Source organism: Natranaerobius trueperi, from assembly GCF_002216005.1.
GTDB classification, from domain to species: Bacteria; Bacillota; Natranaerobiia; order Natranaerobiales; family Natranaerobiaceae; genus Natranaerobius_A; species Natranaerobius_A trueperi.
Genome location: NZ_NIQC01000010.1, coordinates 21,763 through 41,201 on the forward strand (window position 1 = coordinate 21,763; position 19,439 = coordinate 41,201).

Genomic DNA, 19,439 nt, shown 5'->3' on the forward strand with positions numbered 1-19,439 from the left:
TTATATGAAAGATTTGATATTAAGGGTAGTTGCTAGGGCACTTATTCCTTTTATTATTATATATGGATTATTTGTAATATTTTTTGGACATGTGTCTCCAGGAGGAGGTTTTTCTGGTGGTGCTACTTTAGGTGCTGGGTTAATTCTTTACCGTCTAACTTTTAAAGGTGCTGAAGTTGATGCGGGATCAATGATTAACTCTAAGATTAAGACGTTTTCAGAATTATTAGAACACAAAGGAATGTTAATACAAGCAATAACAGGGATATATACATTTCTAATTGGACTTATTTTTATTGCAATAATTTTCCCAATTCCGTATATTTCATTCCACAGTAATTGGTTTAATATTGCAAACGGTTTTAAGGTAGCTTTAAGTATTGCGAAACTATTTTTTCTATTGAACCTTATAGAGGCTGAGGAGGAGTAATATGGAATTTTCTAACATAACTGCAAATTATTACTTTTTGTTTTCAATTGTATTGTTCTTAATTGGTATCTATACAATGTTAACTCATCCTAACTTGATTAAAAAAGTTATTGGGTTAAATATAATGGAGACCTCTGTTTTTTTACTATTTGTTTCTGGTGGATATCGAGTAGGAGGGAAAGCTCCAATTGTAACTGGAAGTGAAGAAGTCTATGTTAATCCAGTTCCTCATGCTTTGATATTAACTGGAATTGTAATTGCGGTTAGTATAACTGCAATGCTTTTAAGCTTGATTATTAAAATATATCAGTATTATGGTACATTAAACACCGATAAAATCACGAAAATGAGGGGATGATCTAAGTGGCATGGCAGTCTCATCTACCAATTATTGCTGTATTAATTGGTATATTGGTATCTTTTGTTTTACCTGGTTTTAATCTTTGGAAAAAAGACCTGAAAGAGAAGGTTACTTTCTCAGCATTAGCAATAATGTTTATTATAAGTATAATTATGCTTGTAGAAATATTATATAATGGACCTTTTATGTATGAAGTAGGTTCATGGCAAGCTCCTTGGGGAATTGAACTAAATATAGATTATCTGGCTGTATATATGACTACAATTATAACTGGAATAGCTTTGTTAGTCTTTATTTTTGCTTCTCGAGATTTACCTTACGAATTAGCAGAAAATGCCCTTACTTTATATTATCCTTTATTCTTACTTTTGATTGCGTCTATGATCGGTATGGTTGTTACGAATGACTTATTTAATATATTTGTTATGCTTGAAATAACGTTAATAACTTCAGTTGCTATTATAGCAATTAAAGAGAATAAAGATACAATTGAAGCAAGTATTAAGTATTTAATTTTGAATGCTTTAGGATCAGCTGCGATTTTAATGGGCATTGCACTGATTTATATGATAACAGGTTATTTAAATATGACTTTTATAGCAGAGGAATTAGCTGCTAATTATTATAAATATCCAAGCGTAATAATGGCTGTTGTAGCTTTGTTTTTAGTTGGTTTTGGAGTAAAGAGTGCATTATTTCCTATGTATGTATGGCTTCCTGATGCACATGGATCTGCACCTTCTCCTTCAAGTGCAGTTCTTAGTGGTTTAGTTGTTAAAGTATATATAGTTGCTTTAGTTCGTTTTTATTTTATGGTTTTACCATCCGATGTATTAGTTTTTATGCCTGTTAATGAAATACTATTAGTATTAGGTTCTTTAGGAATGATCTTTGGTTCTATGTTTGCTATAATACAAGAGGATATAAAAAAAATGTTAGCCTATTCTTCTGTAGGTCAAATAGGTTATATTTTTCTGGGAATTGGTTTTTTGAGTGTTACTGGATTACAAGGCGGATTATTTCATATTCTGACTCATGCCATTAATAAATCGATGTTATTTTTAATAGCAGGAGCAATAATTTATGCAACGGGTATAAGAAAAATTTCTGATTTAAAGGGAATGGGTTTAAGATATCCTACTATAATGATAAGTTTTACTTTAGGTGCTTTAGCAATGGTTGGAATCCCTGGAACAAACGGATTTATAAGTAAATGGTATTTAGCTTCAGGAGCTCTAGATTCGGGTAATGCTTTTTTTGTTCTCATTATTTTAATTAGTAGTATGTTAAACGGTGTGTATTATTTACCGATTGTTGTAAATTCTTTTTTTGGTGAATTCAAAGGTTGTAAAGTTTTCTCAAAGCAATGTAAAAAGCTACCTTGGCAACTAACACTTCCAATAACTGTTTTAAGCTTTTTAGTAGTATTTATTGGATTATTCCCAACTCTACCACTTGATTTAGTGGAACAAGCATCAGAAATATTGTTAAGTGATTTGTAGATAAGGAGGCCTTGAAGCCATGATTGATACGGAAGAAAATATTATAAAATCGATAATTCCAATGCTAATAGTTTTAATACCTCTAATTGGATCATTTGGTGTGTTAGTATTAGGTAGATTTTCTGAAAAAATTAGAGATATTTCTTCAGTTCTTTTATCTTTTACTCCACTAATGCTAGCAGTTAGACTTTATCCACTTATTCAACAAGGAGTATTAGAATACAGATTAGATTGGTTTTTAGATATTGGGATAATTTTTAGAGTTGATCAATTTAGTTATTTATTTATAGTATTAATTTCTTTAATTTGGTTTTTAGCTACTTTATACGCTACTAACTATATAAGTTATGAACATAACCGGACTAGGTTTTACTTTTTTTGGATTGTCACTTATGCTTCTACTTTGGGTGTTTTTGCTACTGGTGATCTTTTTGGTCTTTTTTTATTTTTTGAAGCAATGAGTATAACGAGTTATGTTTTAGTTATTCATGAAGAAGACCAGGATGCTATGAGAGCAGGTAATTTATTCTTATTTTTGGGTATCGGTGGCGGGCTTTTTATTTTGTTCGGATTATTCATTTTATACTTTAGGGTAGAAACCTTAGAGATTATACCAATACTTGGAGATCTTAGTGCTTCAGATGTGAACATTCCTATAGTCGCATTGCTATTTATAATAGGTTTTGGTATTAAAGCAGGAATGGTACCCCTTCATATCTGGTTACCAAAGGCTCATCCTGTTGCACCGACTCCCGCTAGTGCTATTTTATCAGGGTTAATGATAAAAACCGGTGTTTATGGTATGTGGCGTGTATTCTTAATGATAATGGGGCCAACTAATACTGAAGAGTTAGAATTTTATTTTAATAATGTAGCTAATTGGGGTATGGGTTTATTTTGGATTGGAATAGTTACTATGTTTTTAGGAGCATTAATGGCGTTATTACAAACTAGTGCTAAAAAAATGTTAGCATATAGTAGTGTGAGTCAAATTGGTTTTGTAATATTAAGTTTAGGTAGTGCCATCTATCTTGGTGATGAAGGGATCTATGGATTTGCAGGAGGTCTATTTCATATAATAAATCATGCACTCTTTAAAGCGTGTTTATTTTTGATTGTAGGAGCCATATTCATAAAAACTCATTTACTAGATATTAATCGTGTACGTGGTATGTTTAAACAGATGCCTTATATGGGTGTATCATTTATAATTGCAGCTTTAGGTATAGCAGGGATACCATTATTTAATGGGTATGCAAGTAAAACAATGGTACACAAAGCTCTAACAGATGTGTATTATTTGCACCCTAATATAGCAATGTTTATTGCAGATAAAATCTTTGTTTTGACTAGTGCTTTGACTCTTTCCTACTTTATAAAATTATTTAGAGGACTTTTCCTAGGTCCATTACCAGATGAATGGAAAAGTACTGATATTTCAGTGGCACCAATAATAAAAGTTATTATAACAGTGTTTCTGATCTTTATTGTTGCTATAGGTGTTTTCCCGAATGTAGTACTAGAAACCTTTATAATACCAGCATTTGAAACTTTCCCATATGAAACAGAAATGGTACAAGAACAGCTACAAGGTATTAACTTATTTACAACAAAAGATCTTTCAAAAACTCTCATTGTTGTGTTAATAGCGGTTGCTATAACTGTAACCGGTGAAAAACTTAATTCATTTAACTATCAACCACCAAAATGGTTGAGTATAGAAGCTTTGATTTATAAACCGTTTATTTCAGGGTTCTTATCAACCATAGAACGATTAGGAACAACCTTTGATGTTAGTGTTAGTGATTTTTATGAAAGTACTGGTGCAGGATCCCTTCAACTTTGTAGAAAAATTGGAGAACTAGACAAAAACCTAACAAACGCTTATGATAAGAGTAGTAAAGGTGCTAAAAATATAGCTGAAAAGACTAGCCGTTTAGATGAAACATTTGATGAAATGTATGATTCAAGTGGCGGGAAAGCTAGGGAGTTGTGTGAGAAAGCACGTAATTTAGATAGGAAATTATCTGACGGTGATAACAAATTAGTTAAAAAGTTTAGACTTGTTTCAATCAGAGGAACAAAAGAAAATGTAAACCATGAGTTTGAACAGGAATTAGAAAGAGCTTATTTACGATCAGGACGAGTAAGTCATTATGCTAAACGAAGAAAGAAGAATACTAGCTTTTTAAGTAAGTTAAACTTTGATCCATCTAAAATTAATATTAAAAATTTAAATTTTGATTCTTTTATTATTGCTTTGATGTTAGGATTGTTATTACTAATTTTAGTGTTTTATAATCAAATATTTAGATAAGTCTTTTAAGGAGGTAATTTACTTGAAAAAAACAATTCAGAAAAAAGTAGGACTACCACTGATAGTAATCTTGAGTGTAATTCTTTTGGGTGGTTGTAGTGAAGTAGAAGAATTTTCTGATAGTAGTCTACTTATGGATACTAGAGTAGATATTTTAGTTACTTCGGAGAGCAAACAAGAAGCTGATAGAGCTATAGATGCAGTAAAAAGTGAAATACAAAGGTTAGAGAATAAACTATCACGTCATGAACAAGGAAGTGAAGTTGATAAAATTAATGATAAAGCTGGTGAAAAACCAGTAGCTGTTTCAGACGAAACTTGGGAAGTTATTACAGGTGCTATAGAAATTGGAGAAAGAATGGATGGTAAATTTGATATAACTATTGCTCCAATCTTAGAGGCTTATGGTTTTGGAAAGGATGAACAAAAGGTTCCAAATGAAGACGAATTAGAAGAGTTACTTCAACTTGTAGATCACAATAATATTGAACTGAATGAACAAGAGCAAACTGTCTACCTTCCGGATTCTAATATGAAGATTGACTTAGGTGGTGTTGCAAAAGGTTTTATACTAGATAGATCTGTAGAGGTATTAGAAGAATATAATATTTATTCAGGTTTGGTAGATGGAGGTGGAGATATTAGTACAACTTCTAAGAAGTTTGACGATACACCATGGGTTGTAGGTGTTAGTCATCCAAGGAAGAATGATCATTTTGCCGAAATAGAGTTACAAGGAGAATCTATAGTAACATCTGGTGATTATGAGCGTTACTTTATGGAGAATGATACAAGATATCATCATATAATTGACCCTGATACGGGTAAACCTTCTCATGATGTAATAAGTGTTACAGTGATTTCAGACTATAATTTCAAGGCAAATATTAAGGCTACAGGTGCATTTAATTTAGGTTTGGAAGCTTCTTTAGATTTATTTGAAAAGGAGGAAGATTTAGAAGCTGTAATAATAGACGGCGAAGGTGAATACCATATAACTTCTGGGTTTGACGAAACATTAATTAGAGAAAATTATCAAGATACTAATTTTAAATAAATGAAGGAAGTTGATCAATGAACAGAGTAAATACTAATTTAACAAAAACGATTTATTTAGGGTTACTTGTGACTTTTGGTTTAATATTACACCTTATTGAACAAGGAATGCCTAATCCATTTCCTATTCCAGGTGCTAAATTAGGTTTAGCAAATATAATTACTTTAATTGCACTTGTTTTATATGGGGTTAAAAATGCTATGTTTGTAGTAGTTTTAAGGGTTTTTTTAGGTAGTTTACTTGGTGGAACACTTATGGGTTTTGCATTCTTTCTTAGTATGTCTGGGGCTGTAGTTAGCCTGATTTTTATGGCTTTTGGGATAAGCTTAAAAAAAATAGGTTTTCTGAGCTTAATAGGTGTTAGTTTATTAGGTGCAACTTTTCATAATATTACACAATTAGTGATGGCAAGCCTATTAATGGAACAAATAGGTATTCTATTTATGTATCTACCATATTTACTAATATTCGCTATACCAACTGGTTTTTTTACTGGACTAGTGGCAACTTTAATAGTGAATGTAGTTAATACAAATCTTCAGCACATTACAAATATATAAAGAGATTGTTGGAGGGAGAAACTTGGCTAAACAACGTAATTCGGGGACAAGCTTTTTAATATTGTTAATAGTTTTTGCTGTGGGAGGAATTTTAGGAAATTTAATTGGTGAATTTTTTGGTGACTATTTGCCATTGTTGAATATGTCACGAGAAGTTGGTTTATCCTCACCTTTAGAATTGGATTTGAATTTTATTTACTTGCAGTTTGGGTTATTAGTGCGCTTAAACTTAGCTGGCGTATTAGGTTTATTGTTAGCAATTTGGTTATTTAGAAGATTGTAATGCTAGGGGGTCTGCTAATGACGAAACTTTACCTTGCTTCATCGTCACCACGAAGGAAAGAATTATTAAATCAAATTGGCTTAGATTTTAAAGTTAAGCCTAGTAATATTGATGAAAACAGGTTCTATCAGCTCCCACTAGAAAGACGACCAGTTGAACTTGCTAAAGATAAGGCTTATACATTAGCGTGTGAGCTAACAGATGGTCTTGTAATAGGGGCAGATACAACTGTGATCTTTGGTAATAAACCTCTAGATAAACCACGTACTGAAACAGAAGCAAAAGAAATGTTATCTACGTTAAGTGGTAACCGTCATAGAGTTATTACTGGAGTTGCTGTAGTAAATGTAAGTGATCGTATAACTCTTACTGATAGAGGAATAACAGATGTGTGGTTTAGGAAGTTAAAATCATTTGAAATTGATGGTTATGTTGCTACAGGTGAATCTATGGACAAAGCAGGTGCATATGGAATCCAAGGTTATGGCTCACTGTTTGTAGATAAAATTCATGGATGTTATTACAATGTAGTAGGACTTCCGCTGTCTGTATTAATTAAAATGTTAGAAGCTTTTGGTGTACAGGTACTTAAGTAAAATATACGAGGTGGAATAATTGAAAAAAACAGAATACAGGAAAATCAAATCACTGCCTTCTTGGGATCGTCCTAGAGAGAAATTATTAAAGTTAGGTCCTAATACTCTTTCTGAAAGTGAATTGCTTGCTATTATATTAGAAACTGGTACTAGAAATACATCTGCACTTGAACTAGCTAACGAAATCTTAACAAGATTTAAAAGTATAAATCATCTTTTTAAAGTTTCTATAGAGGAACTTTGTACTGTTCAGGGAGTTGGAGTAGCTAAAGCAGTTAAGATAAAGGCGGCTTTAGAGTTAGCAGATAAATGTTTAACTCGTAAATTATTAGCGACATCTAAAATAGAAGGACCAGAAGATGTCTACCATCTTTTAAAATTTAGGTTACAAAACGAAAATAGAGAATGTTTTGTTGTCGTACTAGTTAATACAAAAAATCATTTACTTAAAGTTGAGACTATTTCTGTTGGAAGCCTTGATGCTACCATCGTTCACCCAAGAGAAGTTTTTCGTCTAGCAGTACAAATGTCTAGTTCTGGGGTGATCTTAGTGCATAATCACCCTAGTGGAGATCCAGAACCTAGTAAAAATGATATAGAATTAACTGACAAATTGCTAGATGCCGGAAAACTACTAGGAATAAGAGTTCTTGATCATGTTATAGTAGGGCACCGTGGTTTTTTTAGCTTTTCAAATGAACAATTGTTATGACAGATAATACCTATTGCTAGTTATAGATAAACATTGTTATAATTTATATAGTATAATACAATCGTATTATGAGGTAAAAAATAACACCTCCTGAAAGGAGATTGAAGATGAAATTTGTTGCTAACTATTTTTCAAAAGATATCGGTATTGATTTAGGAACCGCTAATACTTTAGTTTATGTAAAAGGTAGAGATATAGTATTGCGTGAACCATCGGTTGTTGCAATTAGAAAAGATAATGGTGAAATACTAGCTGTTGGTTCTGAAGCAAAAAAAATGATTGGTAGAACACCTGGGAATATAGTAGCAATTAGACCCATGAAAGATGGTGTGATTGCAGACTTTGATGTTACTCAAACTATGCTTAGACACTTTATTACAAAAGCTTATAGACGTAAGTCAGTATTTAGACCACGAGTTATGGTTTGTGTACCATCTGGAGTCACCGAAGTAGAAAAAAGAGCTGTTCTTGACGCAACAAACCAAGCAGGTGCGAGAGAAGCTCATTTAATCGAAGAACCTATGGCAGCAGCAATTGGAGCTGGTTTACCAGTGGAAGAGCCGACAGGGAGTATGATTGTTGATGTAGGAGGAGGTACTACCGAAGTTGCCATTATTTCTTTAGGTGGAGTGGTAACTAGTGAATCTCTTAGGATAGGTGGAGATGAGTTAGATGATTCTATAGTCCAATATATTAAAAAACAATATAATTTAATGATTGGAGCTAGAACAGCTGAAGAAATTAAAACCAACATAGGAAGTGCATATTTGGAAGAAAATACTCATTTAGAAATCAGAGGTAGAGATCTTGTGACAGGCTTACCAAAGCCTCAAACGATTACTGCTGAGGAAATAGCTTCAGCTTTATATGAACCAATATCTAATATTGTTGAGACAGTTAAATTAACATTAGAAAAAACCCCACCTGAGCTATCTTCTGACGTTATGGACAGAGGTATTGTATTAACTGGTGGTGGTAGCTTATTACATGGATTAGATAAACTTGTTGCACAAGAAACTGGAATGCCAGTTGTTATTGCTGAAAGTTCACTTGATTGTGTAGTTATGGGGACAGGTAAGGCGCTAAACCAAATCGATCTTTTAAAAAGAGTTTCACTCACTTCAAAAAAAATTAGTTAGGAGTGACCAACCCTTTGTTTGCTCCGTTTAAGAAATATAAAAAAGCTATTGGCTTGTTTGTTGTAATACTTTTATTATTAACAATGATAGGATGGACAAGTGATAGTCGAAAAGAAATCACTTTTGTAGAAGAGGTGATAATAGGACTAACGAGTCCATTTCAATCTGCAGTTAGTAGTGTAGGCGGCCGTTTTGGAGCTGTCTACACATTTATAACTGATATTCAAGGACTGAATAAAGAAAATAAAGAACTTAAAAAACAACTTACTAGATATGAAGGTCTTAAAATAGAAGTAGATGAGCTAAAAAACGAGAATCAACGATTACGTGAGATGCTTGATTTTAAAGAGCGAGAAGAGTATGAATTAGAACCTGCTAAAGTGATAGGACGTTCACAAGATACTTGGAATAGCACAATCTTACTTAATAGAGGCAAAAATCATGGTATTGAAAAAAATATGCCAGTAGTTACAGATGAGGGATTAGTAGGTAAAACCATTTCGGTTAGTTCTAATGCAAGTAAAGTACTTTTATTGGTTGATCCTGATAGTGCAGTAAGTAGTTTAGTTCAACAAACAAGAGTAATGGGCATTGTAGAGGGAAAAGGGGCAAGATCAACTCAACTACAAATGGTCAATGTCCCAAAAGATGCAGACATTTCTGAAGGAAGTAAAGTTTTATCTTCAGGATTAGGTCCTGTTTTTCCAAAAGGTTTAGTGATTGGTGAAATTGAAGTGATTGAAGAGGAAATGACTGGTTTTACAGATAAAGCAGTAATAGATCCGGCTGTTAATTTTGATAGATTAGAAGAAGTTTTTATAGTACTTGATGGGAAAAAAAGTTTAGATATAGATAAATACGAAGAAAAATTAGATAATCTAGAACCCACTGAAGAAGAAAACGATGTTGAATCTTCTAACCAGGAAGATGGGATTGCAGATGATTAAACACATTTACTTTTTTCTTTTAATTGTTTTTATTAATGTTTTTAGACTTGGTCTAGGACTTTATCTAAACATTCCTGAAGTAGCGTTAATCCTAATCTTTATTTATGCTTCTGCAACAAATAGAGTCTATGGAAGTATTATGGGAGTTACAATCGGATTGATTAAGGATATAATGATTGGTAGAGCTATTGGAATATATGCAATAACATATTTACTACCTGTTTATTTGGTGGGCTACTTGATGGAACATAAATTTGTATCGTCTAATAGACTTAATATGTTTTTAGTATTTGCCTTAGGAAGTGGATTGTTCGAAATGATCTTTTGGTTATTGAATGAATTAACTTTCATGACCGAAGTATCTATTTTATCTATTTTTAAATGGCAACAGATTATTAACATGATAATTCAAAGTGTCATAGGGGTTTTATTGTATCCTCGTTTACGAAAGATTGTAAAAAAAGGCGGTTATTTATTTAAATATTAGGTCGGAGGTTGAGCCATGTCAGAGGATAGAGTGACCTTTAAAAGGATTCAAATATTTTTTGTAATAACAATTTTCCTGTGCGTTGTGCTAGTGGCTCGACTTGCTTATTTACAGGTTGTAGAAGGTGAATACTATCAACAAGTATCTGAAGAAAATCGAGTTCGCAGGTTAACTATCCAACCTCCTAGAGGTGAAATTTACACTAGAGATGGTGAAGTACTTGCTAAAAATTCTCCTGGTTATTCAGTATCATTAATGGATGTAAACAATCAAGATGCAGATGAAGTAGTTGATTATTTAAGTAAATATCTAGATATTGATAAAGAAGAGATTGAAGATAAGATAAGGTCACAAAGATTTAGACAGTTTGAGCCTGTCACAGTAAAGTCTGGTCTATCATTTGATCAGGTGGCACATTTAGCCGAAAAGAGAACAGATTTACCGGGTGTAATATTAGAGATACAACCGGAAAGAGTATATCCTAAAGACAAGTTAATGAGCCATATTGTAGGTTATACAGGAGAGATTACGGGTGATCAATTAGATGAGAGGATGCGGGAAAAAGGGTATACTGCAGGAGATATAATTGGACAGGCGGGCCTTGAAAAGACTTATCAAGAATACTTAAAGGGGGAGGCTGGTGTTCACCAGGTAGAGGTTAACCGTTTTGGTAGAATTATAAATTACTTAGGTGATAAAGAACCCACACCTGGGAACGATTTACAATTAACTATAGATTGTGAGCTTCAAAAATTTTTAGCAGAAACAACAAAAGAAACTATTGAAACTATAATGGAAGAAGAGAATTATGAAGAACCGCCAGGAGGAGCATCTGTAGTAGTTCTTGATCCTAATAGTGGTGAAATTTTATCAATGTTAAGTGAACCCAAATATAATCCTAACACTTTTTATGAAGATTACTCAGACATTATAAAAGATCCTTTACGCCCTTTGAATAATCGAGCTATTTCAGATACTTTCCCACCAGGTTCTACATATAAAATGGTTACTGCAATAGCAGCACTAGAAGAAGGGGAATTAAGACCTAATGAGACTATTATGGATCAAGGTAGGTATTGGAATCCACCACATCCAAGAAACTTTCAAAATCGTGCGTTTGGTCGTATTGATATAGTGGATGCTTTAAAATATTCTTCAAACGTTTTTTTTGCTGAGCTTGGGCATCGTCTTGGAATAGACTCATTGTCAGAATGGAGTCGAAGGTTTGGTCTCGGTTCTACAACAGGACTTGAAGATCTTGATGGTGAAATCGCTGGAACAGTTGCAGATCGTGATTTTAAAAAGATGTTATACCAAGAACCAGAAAATCAAATTTGGTACCCAGGTGAAACTATAATAGCTTCGATGGGTCAAGGGTTTCACACGTATACACCTTTACAATTAGCTAACTTTGCTTCTATGCTTGCAAATGAAGGTACGCATTATCGCCCTTATCTAGTAGATGAAGTAATAGATCATACAGGAGAACAAATAGAAGACAGAAATCCAGAAATAATAAACGAACTAGATGATGTTGATGATGAAAGTTGGGATCTTACACGAGAGGGAATGAGAAGAGTTGGACAATCAGGAGGAACTGCTGGGTGGGTGTTTCATGATCTACCTTTCGATATTGGGCTGAAAACCGGAAGTGCCGAAGTTACTGGTAAATCGCCCCATGGTTGGATTATTGGTTTTGCTCCTTACGACGAACCAGAAATTGCCTTTAGTGTTTTAGTTGAACATGGTGGAGGATCTAGTAGGGCTGCTTCTTTGGCACGTGCGTTAATTGATTTCTACTTTGACCTAGAAGATGAAGATGAAGTCGAGCTAGAGACACATGATACAGGAGAATACGTCGATGAATAACAAAGGACCTATGACCTAGGTCCTTTTTTTATAATCCGGCAGGAATTTTTTAATAAAACAAGAATAAATACGAAGATAGAGGTTGTTTAAGCCATTGGGATGAAACTAGTCTATTAAGTTTGAGGTGGATAATAATGATCAGTAAAAATGAAGAACCTGTGATTTTTAAAGGGACCAAAAAGGGATTATTAATAGTTGTTGATGGTACGTATCCTTTTGATGAACTCCTTGATGAAATTAATATTAAACTACATGAATCTGGTGATTTTTTCAGAGAGGGACAGGTTAAAGTTCAAGTAAAAAATAAACAATTAAATTTAACTGAACTAAACTTATTATCAAAGCTGTTCTCAGAGGAAACAAATTTAGAGTTGGCGGAAATTATTTCCGAAGCTGGTGAGGTTTTAGTTAGTTTCCCATCAAGCTTTCAAAGAGAATTAGGTAAAAGAGAAGAACCTGACTACCGTATTAATAATAGTTTAATCATTAGAAAAACTTTACGTTCTGGTCAGAAAGTTGAATTTCCTGGAACTATAATTATTTTAGGTAATGTAAATCCTGGTGCTGAGATAGTTGCAAAAGGGGATATTGTGGTTTTTGGTGAATTACAAGGGATCTGTCATGCTGGAGCTAAAGGTGACGTTGAAGCATCTATTTTAGCTGTTAAATTAATGGCTACACAATTACGTATAGCTGATTTAGTTTCAAGAGCACCTGAAGGCACCCCTGTTGTCCCTGATACTCCGGAGAGAGCTTTTATTAATGGAAATCAGATAGTAGTTGAATCTATTGATCACAATAAATTGAAGGACAAAATCTAAGGAGGGCTTACAATGGGTGAAGTAATTGTTATCACTAGTGGTAAAGGTGGTGTTGGCAAAACAACTACAGTGGCAAACCTTGGAACTGGGTTAGCCCTAAATAATAAATCTGTTGCTTTGATTGATGCTGATATAGGACTAAGGAATCTAGATGTGATACTAGGTCTAGAAAATAGAATTGTATACGATATTGTAGATGTTACTGAAGGTCGCGCGAAATTGAATCAAGCTCTAATTAAAGACAAAAGATTTCCTGGTTTATATTTGCTGCCTGCGGCACAGACTAAAGATAAAAATGCTATTAGTACTGAGGAAATGAAAAGTTTATGTGGTGAGTTAAAAAGCCAATTTGATTATGTTTTAATTGATTGTCCAGCGGGGATAGAACAAGGTTTTAAAAATGCTATTACTGGTGCAGATAGAGCAGTAGTTGTTACTACGCCTGAAGTTACTGCTGCTAGGGATGCTGATAGAATAATTGGCTTATTAGAAGCTGAAGAAATTAGTAACCATCAGTTAATAGTAAATCGTATAAAAGCTGAAATGGTACATAAACAAGATATGTTAGATATAGACGACTTAATAGGTCTGCTTTCAATTGAGTTATTAGGTGTAGTTCCAGATGATGAGCAAATTATTGTATCAACTAACAGAGGAGAACCTCTAGTAAGTCAGACAGGTAAAAAAGCAAGCAAAGCATATCAAAATATCACACGTAGAGTTATGGGAGAAAAAGTACCTCTAATGTCATTAGAACAAAACCCCGGTTTTATGGACAAGATCAAAAAATTCATTGGGTTTGCAAACTAGGGAGGTGCTATAATGTTTCAAAAGAAAATGAGTAAAAACGTTGCTAAAGAAAGGTTAAAACTGTTACTGGTTCATGATAGAGCTAATGTATCATCAGACTTGTTAGATGATGTAAAAAAAGAAATTGTTGAAGTTATTAATAAATACATGGATATTGATGAAGAGTCTAGTGAAATTAATTTAACTAGAGGAAGAAACTCTGCTCAACTTGAGGCCAATATGTTGGTAAAAAGTATCAAGCGTCAAAAGTGAGCCCATCCTTTTCAAGGATGGGTTTTTTAGTATATAATATTATTATAATATGAGAAAAAAAAGAGAGGATCTGACATCAATGTTTGATAAAAAATTATTTAGAAATTTTGATTATCCCTTACTAATAATTACTCTTTTGATATCTATAATTGGTATTGTAATTATAACAAGCGCAACACAAGTTAATCCTACAGGAGATCCATATTTTTATACAAAAAGACAAGCAATGTATATGGGTGTTGGTTTAATTAGCATGTTGTTTGTACTTAGTTTTGACTACCATAATATCTTACGTCTATCAAAGCCTATTTATATTATTAATTTACTATTTCTTGGGGCAGTATTTATTCCTTTTTTAGCTCGTTCAGGTGGAGGAGCACAAAGATGGGTTAGTTTAGGTATAATAGATCTTCAGCCAGCTGAGTTTGCAAAGCTTTTTGTTATCATCACTTTATCTAAGTTTGTAATAGAACGTAAAGATCAGATTCATGACATGTATGACCTAATACCACCAATTGTTCATGCTATGTTTCCTATGGGTTTAATTTTCTTGCAACCAGATTTAGGAACGGCATTGGTTTTCGTTGCTATATTATTAGGTGTATTGTTTTTTTCAAAAGTTCACTTGAGATTATTAGGATATTTAGTAGGTGGAGGTGCTTTAATAGGAATCCCTTCGTTATGGTTTTTACTTAAAGAGTATCAAAGAAATCGACTGATTGTTTTTTTGAATCCTTCGGATATCGATCCGTTAGGGGATGGTTTTCACTTGTGGCAATCTATGATAGCTATTGGCTCGGGTGGAATAACAGGTAAAGGAGTATTTGAAGGAACCCAAAATAAGTTAGAATTTTTACCAGAAGCACATACTGACTTTGTATTTTCAGTAGTTGGTGAAGAATTCGGTTTAATAGGTGCAACATTTGTCTTATTATTATATGCTGCTCTTATATATAGGATTTTGAAAATAGCATATCTATCAAAAGATATATATGGTACTGTGATTTGTGGTGCAGTTGCTACCATGTTTTTATTTCAATTGACTGTTAACGTTGGAATGACAGTAAGTATAATGCCAGTTACAGGGTTACCTTTGCCCTTTATCAGTTATGGTGGTAGTTCCTATTTGATGAATATAATTGCTATTGGGTTAGTTTTAAATATTGGTATGAGACGATACAAGATTTTGTTTTAATGATACTTAAAAAGCTCTTCCATATAATGTGAAGAGCTTTTTTTTATCATAAATCCATTATTCAAATATATATATGTATAATAGGAGGGACATACCTAAAGGTAGGTGTAATATATGAGCTTTTTGGGTGCTGTAAGTAGGAAAAAAACATCATTACGATCAAAACTAAATAAAAAGAGTATTAGAAGAAAACCAAGAAGGAAAAGTACATATAATAAAGAAGAACTTTCAATTACTAGTCGATGGATAAAGGAAATGCACCACGATTTACCAAGAAAAATTGTAGTTTCTATTTTGATATTTTTGATGCTTTATTTTACCTCTCAAATAAATCAACCATGGTCACAAAGTATAATGAGCTTTGTTCATAGAATAACTACACAACAACCTGATTACTCACAGGTTGTAAGGACTATTAAGGAAGATTATGAGTTTTATGATCAATTTGACATAGTTCCTGTGATTGGAGATGACAAAGAAGAAGAACGTTTTTAATAAACTAAAATGGGTGATTAAAAGTGAAACTGAAATTTCATTGGTCTCTCTTTGTGTTCTTTTTTGCTTATCTTATTACTGGTTTAACGAAAGAGGTAGGTATTTTTTTTGTATTAATTTCATTACATGAATTAATGCATTCCTTAATGGCTATTGGTTACGGATTTAAAGTAAAGGAAATAATCCTATATCCTTTTGGTGGGAGAGCAAAAATGGAAGACTTAATAGAAGAAGACCCTAAAAAAGAGTTGAATATAGCATTAGCTGGTCCTTTATTTAATATTATTTTAGCTTTCATTCTTTTATCGATGTACGAAAAAATTCCACTTATTGAAGAAACAAAATTATTTATAGTAAGAGCGAATTTAATTTTAGCGGGTTTTAATTTATTACCTGGACTACCATTGGATGGTGGTAGAATTTTAAGGGCGTTACTAACAAAAAAATACAGTTTTAGAGAAGCAAGTCATTATGCATGTCAAGGTGGTAAAATAGTAGGATTTGTAGTGTTATTATTTGGTGCTTTTCTTGGGGGATATTGGTCTTATATAAACCTCACCTTTTTCTTGGTAGGTGGTTTTTTAATATTTGCTTCGATTCGAGAAGAACAAGAAATAGCCTATTTATATTTTAGATATTTGACTAGAAAGAGAAAACTTTTATACAATGAAGGCGTAGTTGGATGTGATTTGTTATTAGCTTTTGAAAAAACTTTAATTGAGGATATCATTAAACTATTTGGACCAAAGAAATACCATACAATCAAAGTAATTGATGATAACTGGAAACATAAAGGGACTGTTGATGAGAATGAAGTGATTGATGCTTTATTTAAAAAAGGAACTAAAACAAAAATATCAGATATATTATAAACTTATATTAATATGTATTTAGACATATCGAATGAGATAAGATAGAATAATGATATGAAAATTTTAAAGGAGAGAAATACATGCAAAAACAATTAACACATAGTGATCTCAGGGAAATACTTACACGAGTGGAAAAGCCAGGTAGATATGTAGGAAATGAATGGAATTCAATTACTAAAGAATGGGGTGACAGATTCTCTGTTGCTTTGGCTTTTCCTGATATTTATGAAGTAGGAATGAGTAATCTAGGACTTAAAATTTTATATCATACTATAAATAAACAGGATTGGGCTGTATGTGAACGAGTATATTCACCATGGATTGATATGGAGAATGAACTAAGGGCTAATGATTTACCCTTGTATTCATTAGAGACATTTACCCCTCTTAATGAGTTTGATGTAGTTGGTTTTACTCTACAATATGAACTTAGCTACACTAATGTTTTAAATGCATTAGACTTAGGCAAAATTCCAGTTAGAAGTAGTGAGAGATCAGAAGAGGACCCTATTGTAATTGCTGGTGGTCCAAATGCTTTTATGCCTGAGCCTTTAGCTGATTATATCGATGTATTTATTATTGGTGAGGGAGAATATGCTATAATTGAATTCTTAGAAAAGTTAAAAGTTTTACGTGAATGGGATTTAGATAGGGAAAGGATTTTACTTGAGTTAACTAAATTAAAAGGAGTTTATGTACCTAGATTTTATCAGGAAAAATATGATGAAAAAGGAAATTATAATGGATTAATACCTACTAATACAGATGTACCTATAGGTGTTTCAAAACGTATTGTTAAAGATTTAGATAAAGTAGATTATCCTACTGAAATGATTGTTCCTAATATAGATATTGTACACGACCGTTCCTTTGTAGAATTATTCAGAGGTTGTACCCAAGGTTGTAGGTTTTGTCAAGCTGGGATGATTTATCGTCCTGTAAGAGAGAGAAATCCTGATACTATTTTAAAATTATCAGAGCAATTAATTAAAAATACTGGTTATGACGAGCTATCTTTAACTTCATTATCAACTGCTGATTATAAAGAGATAAATAACCTTTTAGATGAGCTTAATGATTGTTTTAATCCTCAACCTGTCTCATTGTCTTTACCCTCTTTAAGAGTTGATGCTTTTTCAGTTAATTTAGCTCAAAAAGTGCAGTCAGGTAAAAAAAGTGGACTTACTTTTGCACCTGAAGCTGGTAGTCAAAGGCTTCGAGATGTAATAAATAAAAAAGTTACCGAAGAAAATTTATTAACAGCAGTTCGAACAGCGTTTCATGCTGGATGGGATAAGGTTAAGTTATATTTTATGATAGGGCTACCGACAGAGACTTATGAAGATTTACAAGGTATTGTCGATCTATCTTATAAGATCATCGACCTTTATAAAAAAGAAACAGGTAAAAAACGCTTGAAACTTAATATTGGCACTTCTACATTCGTGCCAAAACCCCATACTCCTTTTCAGTGGAAAGGACAATTATCAGAAGAACAAGTGAAAGAAAGACAAAAGTTTTTGCGAGACAAATTAAGACACAAGTCAATTAATTTTAGTTGGAATGATCCAGAACCTAGTTTATTAGAAGCTTGTTTAGCTAAAGGTGATAGACGTATGGGTGAAGTTTTATATCATGCATTTCAAAATGGCGCTAAGTTTGATGGATGGTCTGATCAACTACAATACGAGACATGGTTACAAGCATTTTCAAAAGTTGGAGTTAAAACAGAACACTTTGCTAATAGAGATTTAGACTTTTATGAAGATCTTCCATGGGATCATATACACTCAGGTGTTAGTAAAAGCTTCTTAGAACAAGAATATAAACGAGCAGTTGAAGAAGGAAATACACCTGATTGTAGTCATAAAATGAAAGATTGTAGTAATTGCAATGTATGTTTTGATTATAACGTTTTCCCAGATAGGAAAGGATGGAGTAAAAGATGAAATTGTGGTTTAGGTTTGAAAAAATAGATAAAATGATTTATATATCTTATATTGATCTATTACAAGTATTAGCAAGAGGAATTAAAAGAGCAGGAGTCTCTATTTCTTTAAGTGAAGGATTTAATCCACAGCCTAAGATATCTTTTGCCCACCCGCTGCCATTAGGGGTTTCGTCTAGTACAGACTTTGGAGAATTAGAGTTAAATGATTCTGAACTAGAAAGTAACCTAAATTTAGATGAACTTAGACAGCGTATTAACTATAATTTACCTTATGGGTTTAATATTTTAGATTTTAAAAAACCCGCTTTGTTTAAGCCACCTAAATTAATGTCACTAGTAGAAGCCACTTCATATGAGATAGAATGCTCTAATTTGGTCTCTAAAGAAGAGTTAAGAAGATTATTAGATGATTTTAGAAATAAGGATAAAGTTACAATGCAAAAAAAGAAAAAGAAGTCAGGTAAAATAGTAGAAAAAGATATAAAACCGATGATATATGATTTAGAGGTAAATGAAACTTCTCTTATAGGTACTTTTCAATCTGGGAGTAATGGAAATCTTCGTCCGGATGTTTTCATAAGATTATTTTTTCAAGATGAAAATTCTATAGAGAAGGTTCATTGTTCTAGAACGGGATTATATTTTTTTGATAAGAACAAAGAGTTAGTCACACTATGGAATTGGGATGAATTAAATTGACATGGACTCTATATCGTGATACAATACGAGTGTTATAAATAGCGGCTTAGCTGCACTGTAACCGCTCGGGATGGGTACAAACTT

21 protein-coding genes are annotated in these 19,439 nt (G+C 32.7%); all 21 read left to right on the forward strand.

The window, feature by feature from the left end:
- The first annotated feature begins 4 nt into the window (after positions 1-4).
- The 21 genes from CDO51_RS05835 (at position 5) to CDO51_RS05935 (ending at position 19,355) form a co-directional block, all read left to right on the forward strand.
- Complete coding sequence (locus CDO51_RS05835) at positions 5-430, forward strand: MnhB domain-containing protein (protein ID WP_089023368.1); 426 nt, start codon at positions 5-7, stop codon at positions 428-430.
- A 1-nt stretch (position 431) separates the two neighbouring features.
- Complete coding sequence (locus CDO51_RS05840; RefSeq protein WP_089023369.1) at positions 432-788, forward strand: sodium:proton antiporter; 357 nt, start codon at positions 432-434, stop codon at positions 786-788.
- Positions 789-793: 5 nt separating this feature from the next.
- Entirely contained in the window at positions 794-2,293 is a 1,500-nt protein-coding gene (locus CDO51_RS05845) for a complex I subunit 5 family protein (protein ID WP_089023370.1), read from the forward strand.
- Positions 2,294-2,312: 19 nt separating this feature from the next.
- Positions 2,313-4,610: a complex I subunit 5 family protein gene (locus CDO51_RS05850; protein ID WP_089023371.1), complete on the forward strand. Its 2,298-nt coding sequence runs from the start codon at positions 2,313-2,315 to the stop codon at positions 4,608-4,610.
- Between the two features lie 22 nt (positions 4,611-4,632).
- Positions 4,633-5,667 carry an FAD:protein FMN transferase gene (locus CDO51_RS05855; protein ID WP_089023372.1) on the forward strand — a complete coding sequence of 345 codons (1,035 nt, stop codon included), beginning with the start codon at positions 4,633-4,635 and terminating at the stop codon, positions 5,665-5,667.
- A 17-nt stretch (positions 5,668-5,684) separates the two neighbouring features.
- Positions 5,685-6,227, forward strand: coding sequence for a Gx transporter family protein (locus CDO51_RS05860; RefSeq protein WP_089023373.1), 543 nt, complete (start codon positions 5,685-5,687; stop codon positions 6,225-6,227).
- A gap of 22 nt (positions 6,228-6,249) precedes the next feature.
- Complete coding sequence (locus tag CDO51_RS05865) at positions 6,250-6,510, forward strand: DUF4321 domain-containing protein (protein WP_089023374.1); 261 nt, start codon at positions 6,250-6,252, stop codon at positions 6,508-6,510.
- 17 nt (positions 6,511-6,527) lie between these two features.
- Positions 6,528-7,106, forward strand: coding sequence for a Maf family protein (locus tag CDO51_RS05870; protein WP_089023375.1), 579 nt, complete (start codon positions 6,528-6,530; stop codon positions 7,104-7,106).
- A 19-nt stretch (positions 7,107-7,125) separates the two neighbouring features.
- Positions 7,126-7,818, forward strand: coding sequence for a RadC family protein (gene radC / locus CDO51_RS05875; RefSeq protein WP_089023376.1), 693 nt, complete (start codon positions 7,126-7,128; stop codon positions 7,816-7,818).
- Positions 7,819-7,925: 107 nt separating this feature from the next.
- Positions 7,926-8,957, forward strand: coding sequence for a rod shape-determining protein (locus tag CDO51_RS05880; RefSeq protein ID WP_143824686.1), 1,032 nt, complete (start codon positions 7,926-7,928; stop codon positions 8,955-8,957).
- Positions 8,958-8,971: 14 nt separating this feature from the next.
- A complete protein-coding gene (gene mreC, locus CDO51_RS05885; protein WP_089023378.1) occupies positions 8,972-9,904 on the forward strand; it encodes a rod shape-determining protein MreC in 933 nt (310 codons plus the stop codon).
- Positions 9,897-10,391, forward strand: a complete 495-nt coding sequence (gene mreD / locus CDO51_RS05890) for a rod shape-determining protein MreD (protein ID WP_158212339.1) — start codon at positions 9,897-9,899, stop codon at positions 10,389-10,391. Before mreC ends, mreD begins: the two co-directional genes overlap by 8 nt.
- 15 nt (positions 10,392-10,406) lie before the next feature.
- Positions 10,407-12,260, forward strand: a complete 1,854-nt coding sequence (gene mrdA / locus CDO51_RS05895; protein ID WP_089023380.1) for a penicillin-binding protein 2 — start codon at positions 10,407-10,409, stop codon at positions 12,258-12,260.
- A 134-nt stretch (positions 12,261-12,394) separates the two neighbouring features.
- Entirely contained in the window at positions 12,395-13,081 is a 687-nt protein-coding gene (gene minC / locus CDO51_RS05900; protein ID WP_089023381.1) for a septum site-determining protein MinC, read from the forward strand.
- 12 nt (positions 13,082-13,093) lie between these two features.
- A complete protein-coding gene (minD, locus tag CDO51_RS05905) occupies positions 13,094-13,891 on the forward strand; it encodes a septum site-determining protein MinD (RefSeq protein ID WP_089023382.1) in 798 nt (265 codons plus the stop codon).
- Between the two features lie 12 nt (positions 13,892-13,903).
- Positions 13,904-14,143 (forward strand): cell division topological specificity factor MinE, encoded by a 240-nt coding sequence (minE, locus tag CDO51_RS05910; RefSeq protein ID WP_089023383.1) that lies wholly within the window; start codon positions 13,904-13,906, stop codon positions 14,141-14,143.
- A 79-nt stretch (positions 14,144-14,222) separates the two neighbouring features.
- Positions 14,223-15,338: a rod shape-determining protein RodA gene (rodA, locus tag CDO51_RS05915; RefSeq protein WP_089023425.1), complete on the forward strand. Its 1,116-nt coding sequence runs from the start codon at positions 14,223-14,225 to the stop codon at positions 15,336-15,338.
- A gap of 114 nt (positions 15,339-15,452) precedes the next feature.
- Positions 15,453-15,833 carry a hypothetical protein gene (locus CDO51_RS05920; RefSeq protein WP_089023384.1) on the forward strand — a complete coding sequence of 127 codons (381 nt, stop codon included), beginning with the start codon at positions 15,453-15,455 and terminating at the stop codon, positions 15,831-15,833.
- Between the two features lie 23 nt (positions 15,834-15,856).
- Entirely contained in the window at positions 15,857-16,705 is an 849-nt protein-coding gene (locus tag CDO51_RS05925; protein WP_089023385.1) for a M50 family metallopeptidase, read from the forward strand.
- 80 nt (positions 16,706-16,785) lie between these two features.
- Positions 16,786-18,654 (forward strand): TIGR03960 family B12-binding radical SAM protein, encoded by a 1,869-nt coding sequence (locus CDO51_RS05930; protein WP_089023386.1) that lies wholly within the window; start codon positions 16,786-16,788, stop codon positions 18,652-18,654.
- Positions 18,651-19,355, forward strand: coding sequence for a TIGR03936 family radical SAM-associated protein (locus CDO51_RS05935; RefSeq protein ID WP_089023387.1), 705 nt, complete (start codon positions 18,651-18,653; stop codon positions 19,353-19,355). Before CDO51_RS05930 ends, CDO51_RS05935 begins: the two co-directional genes overlap by 4 nt.
- The last annotated feature ends 84 nt before the right edge of the window (positions 19,356-19,439 follow it).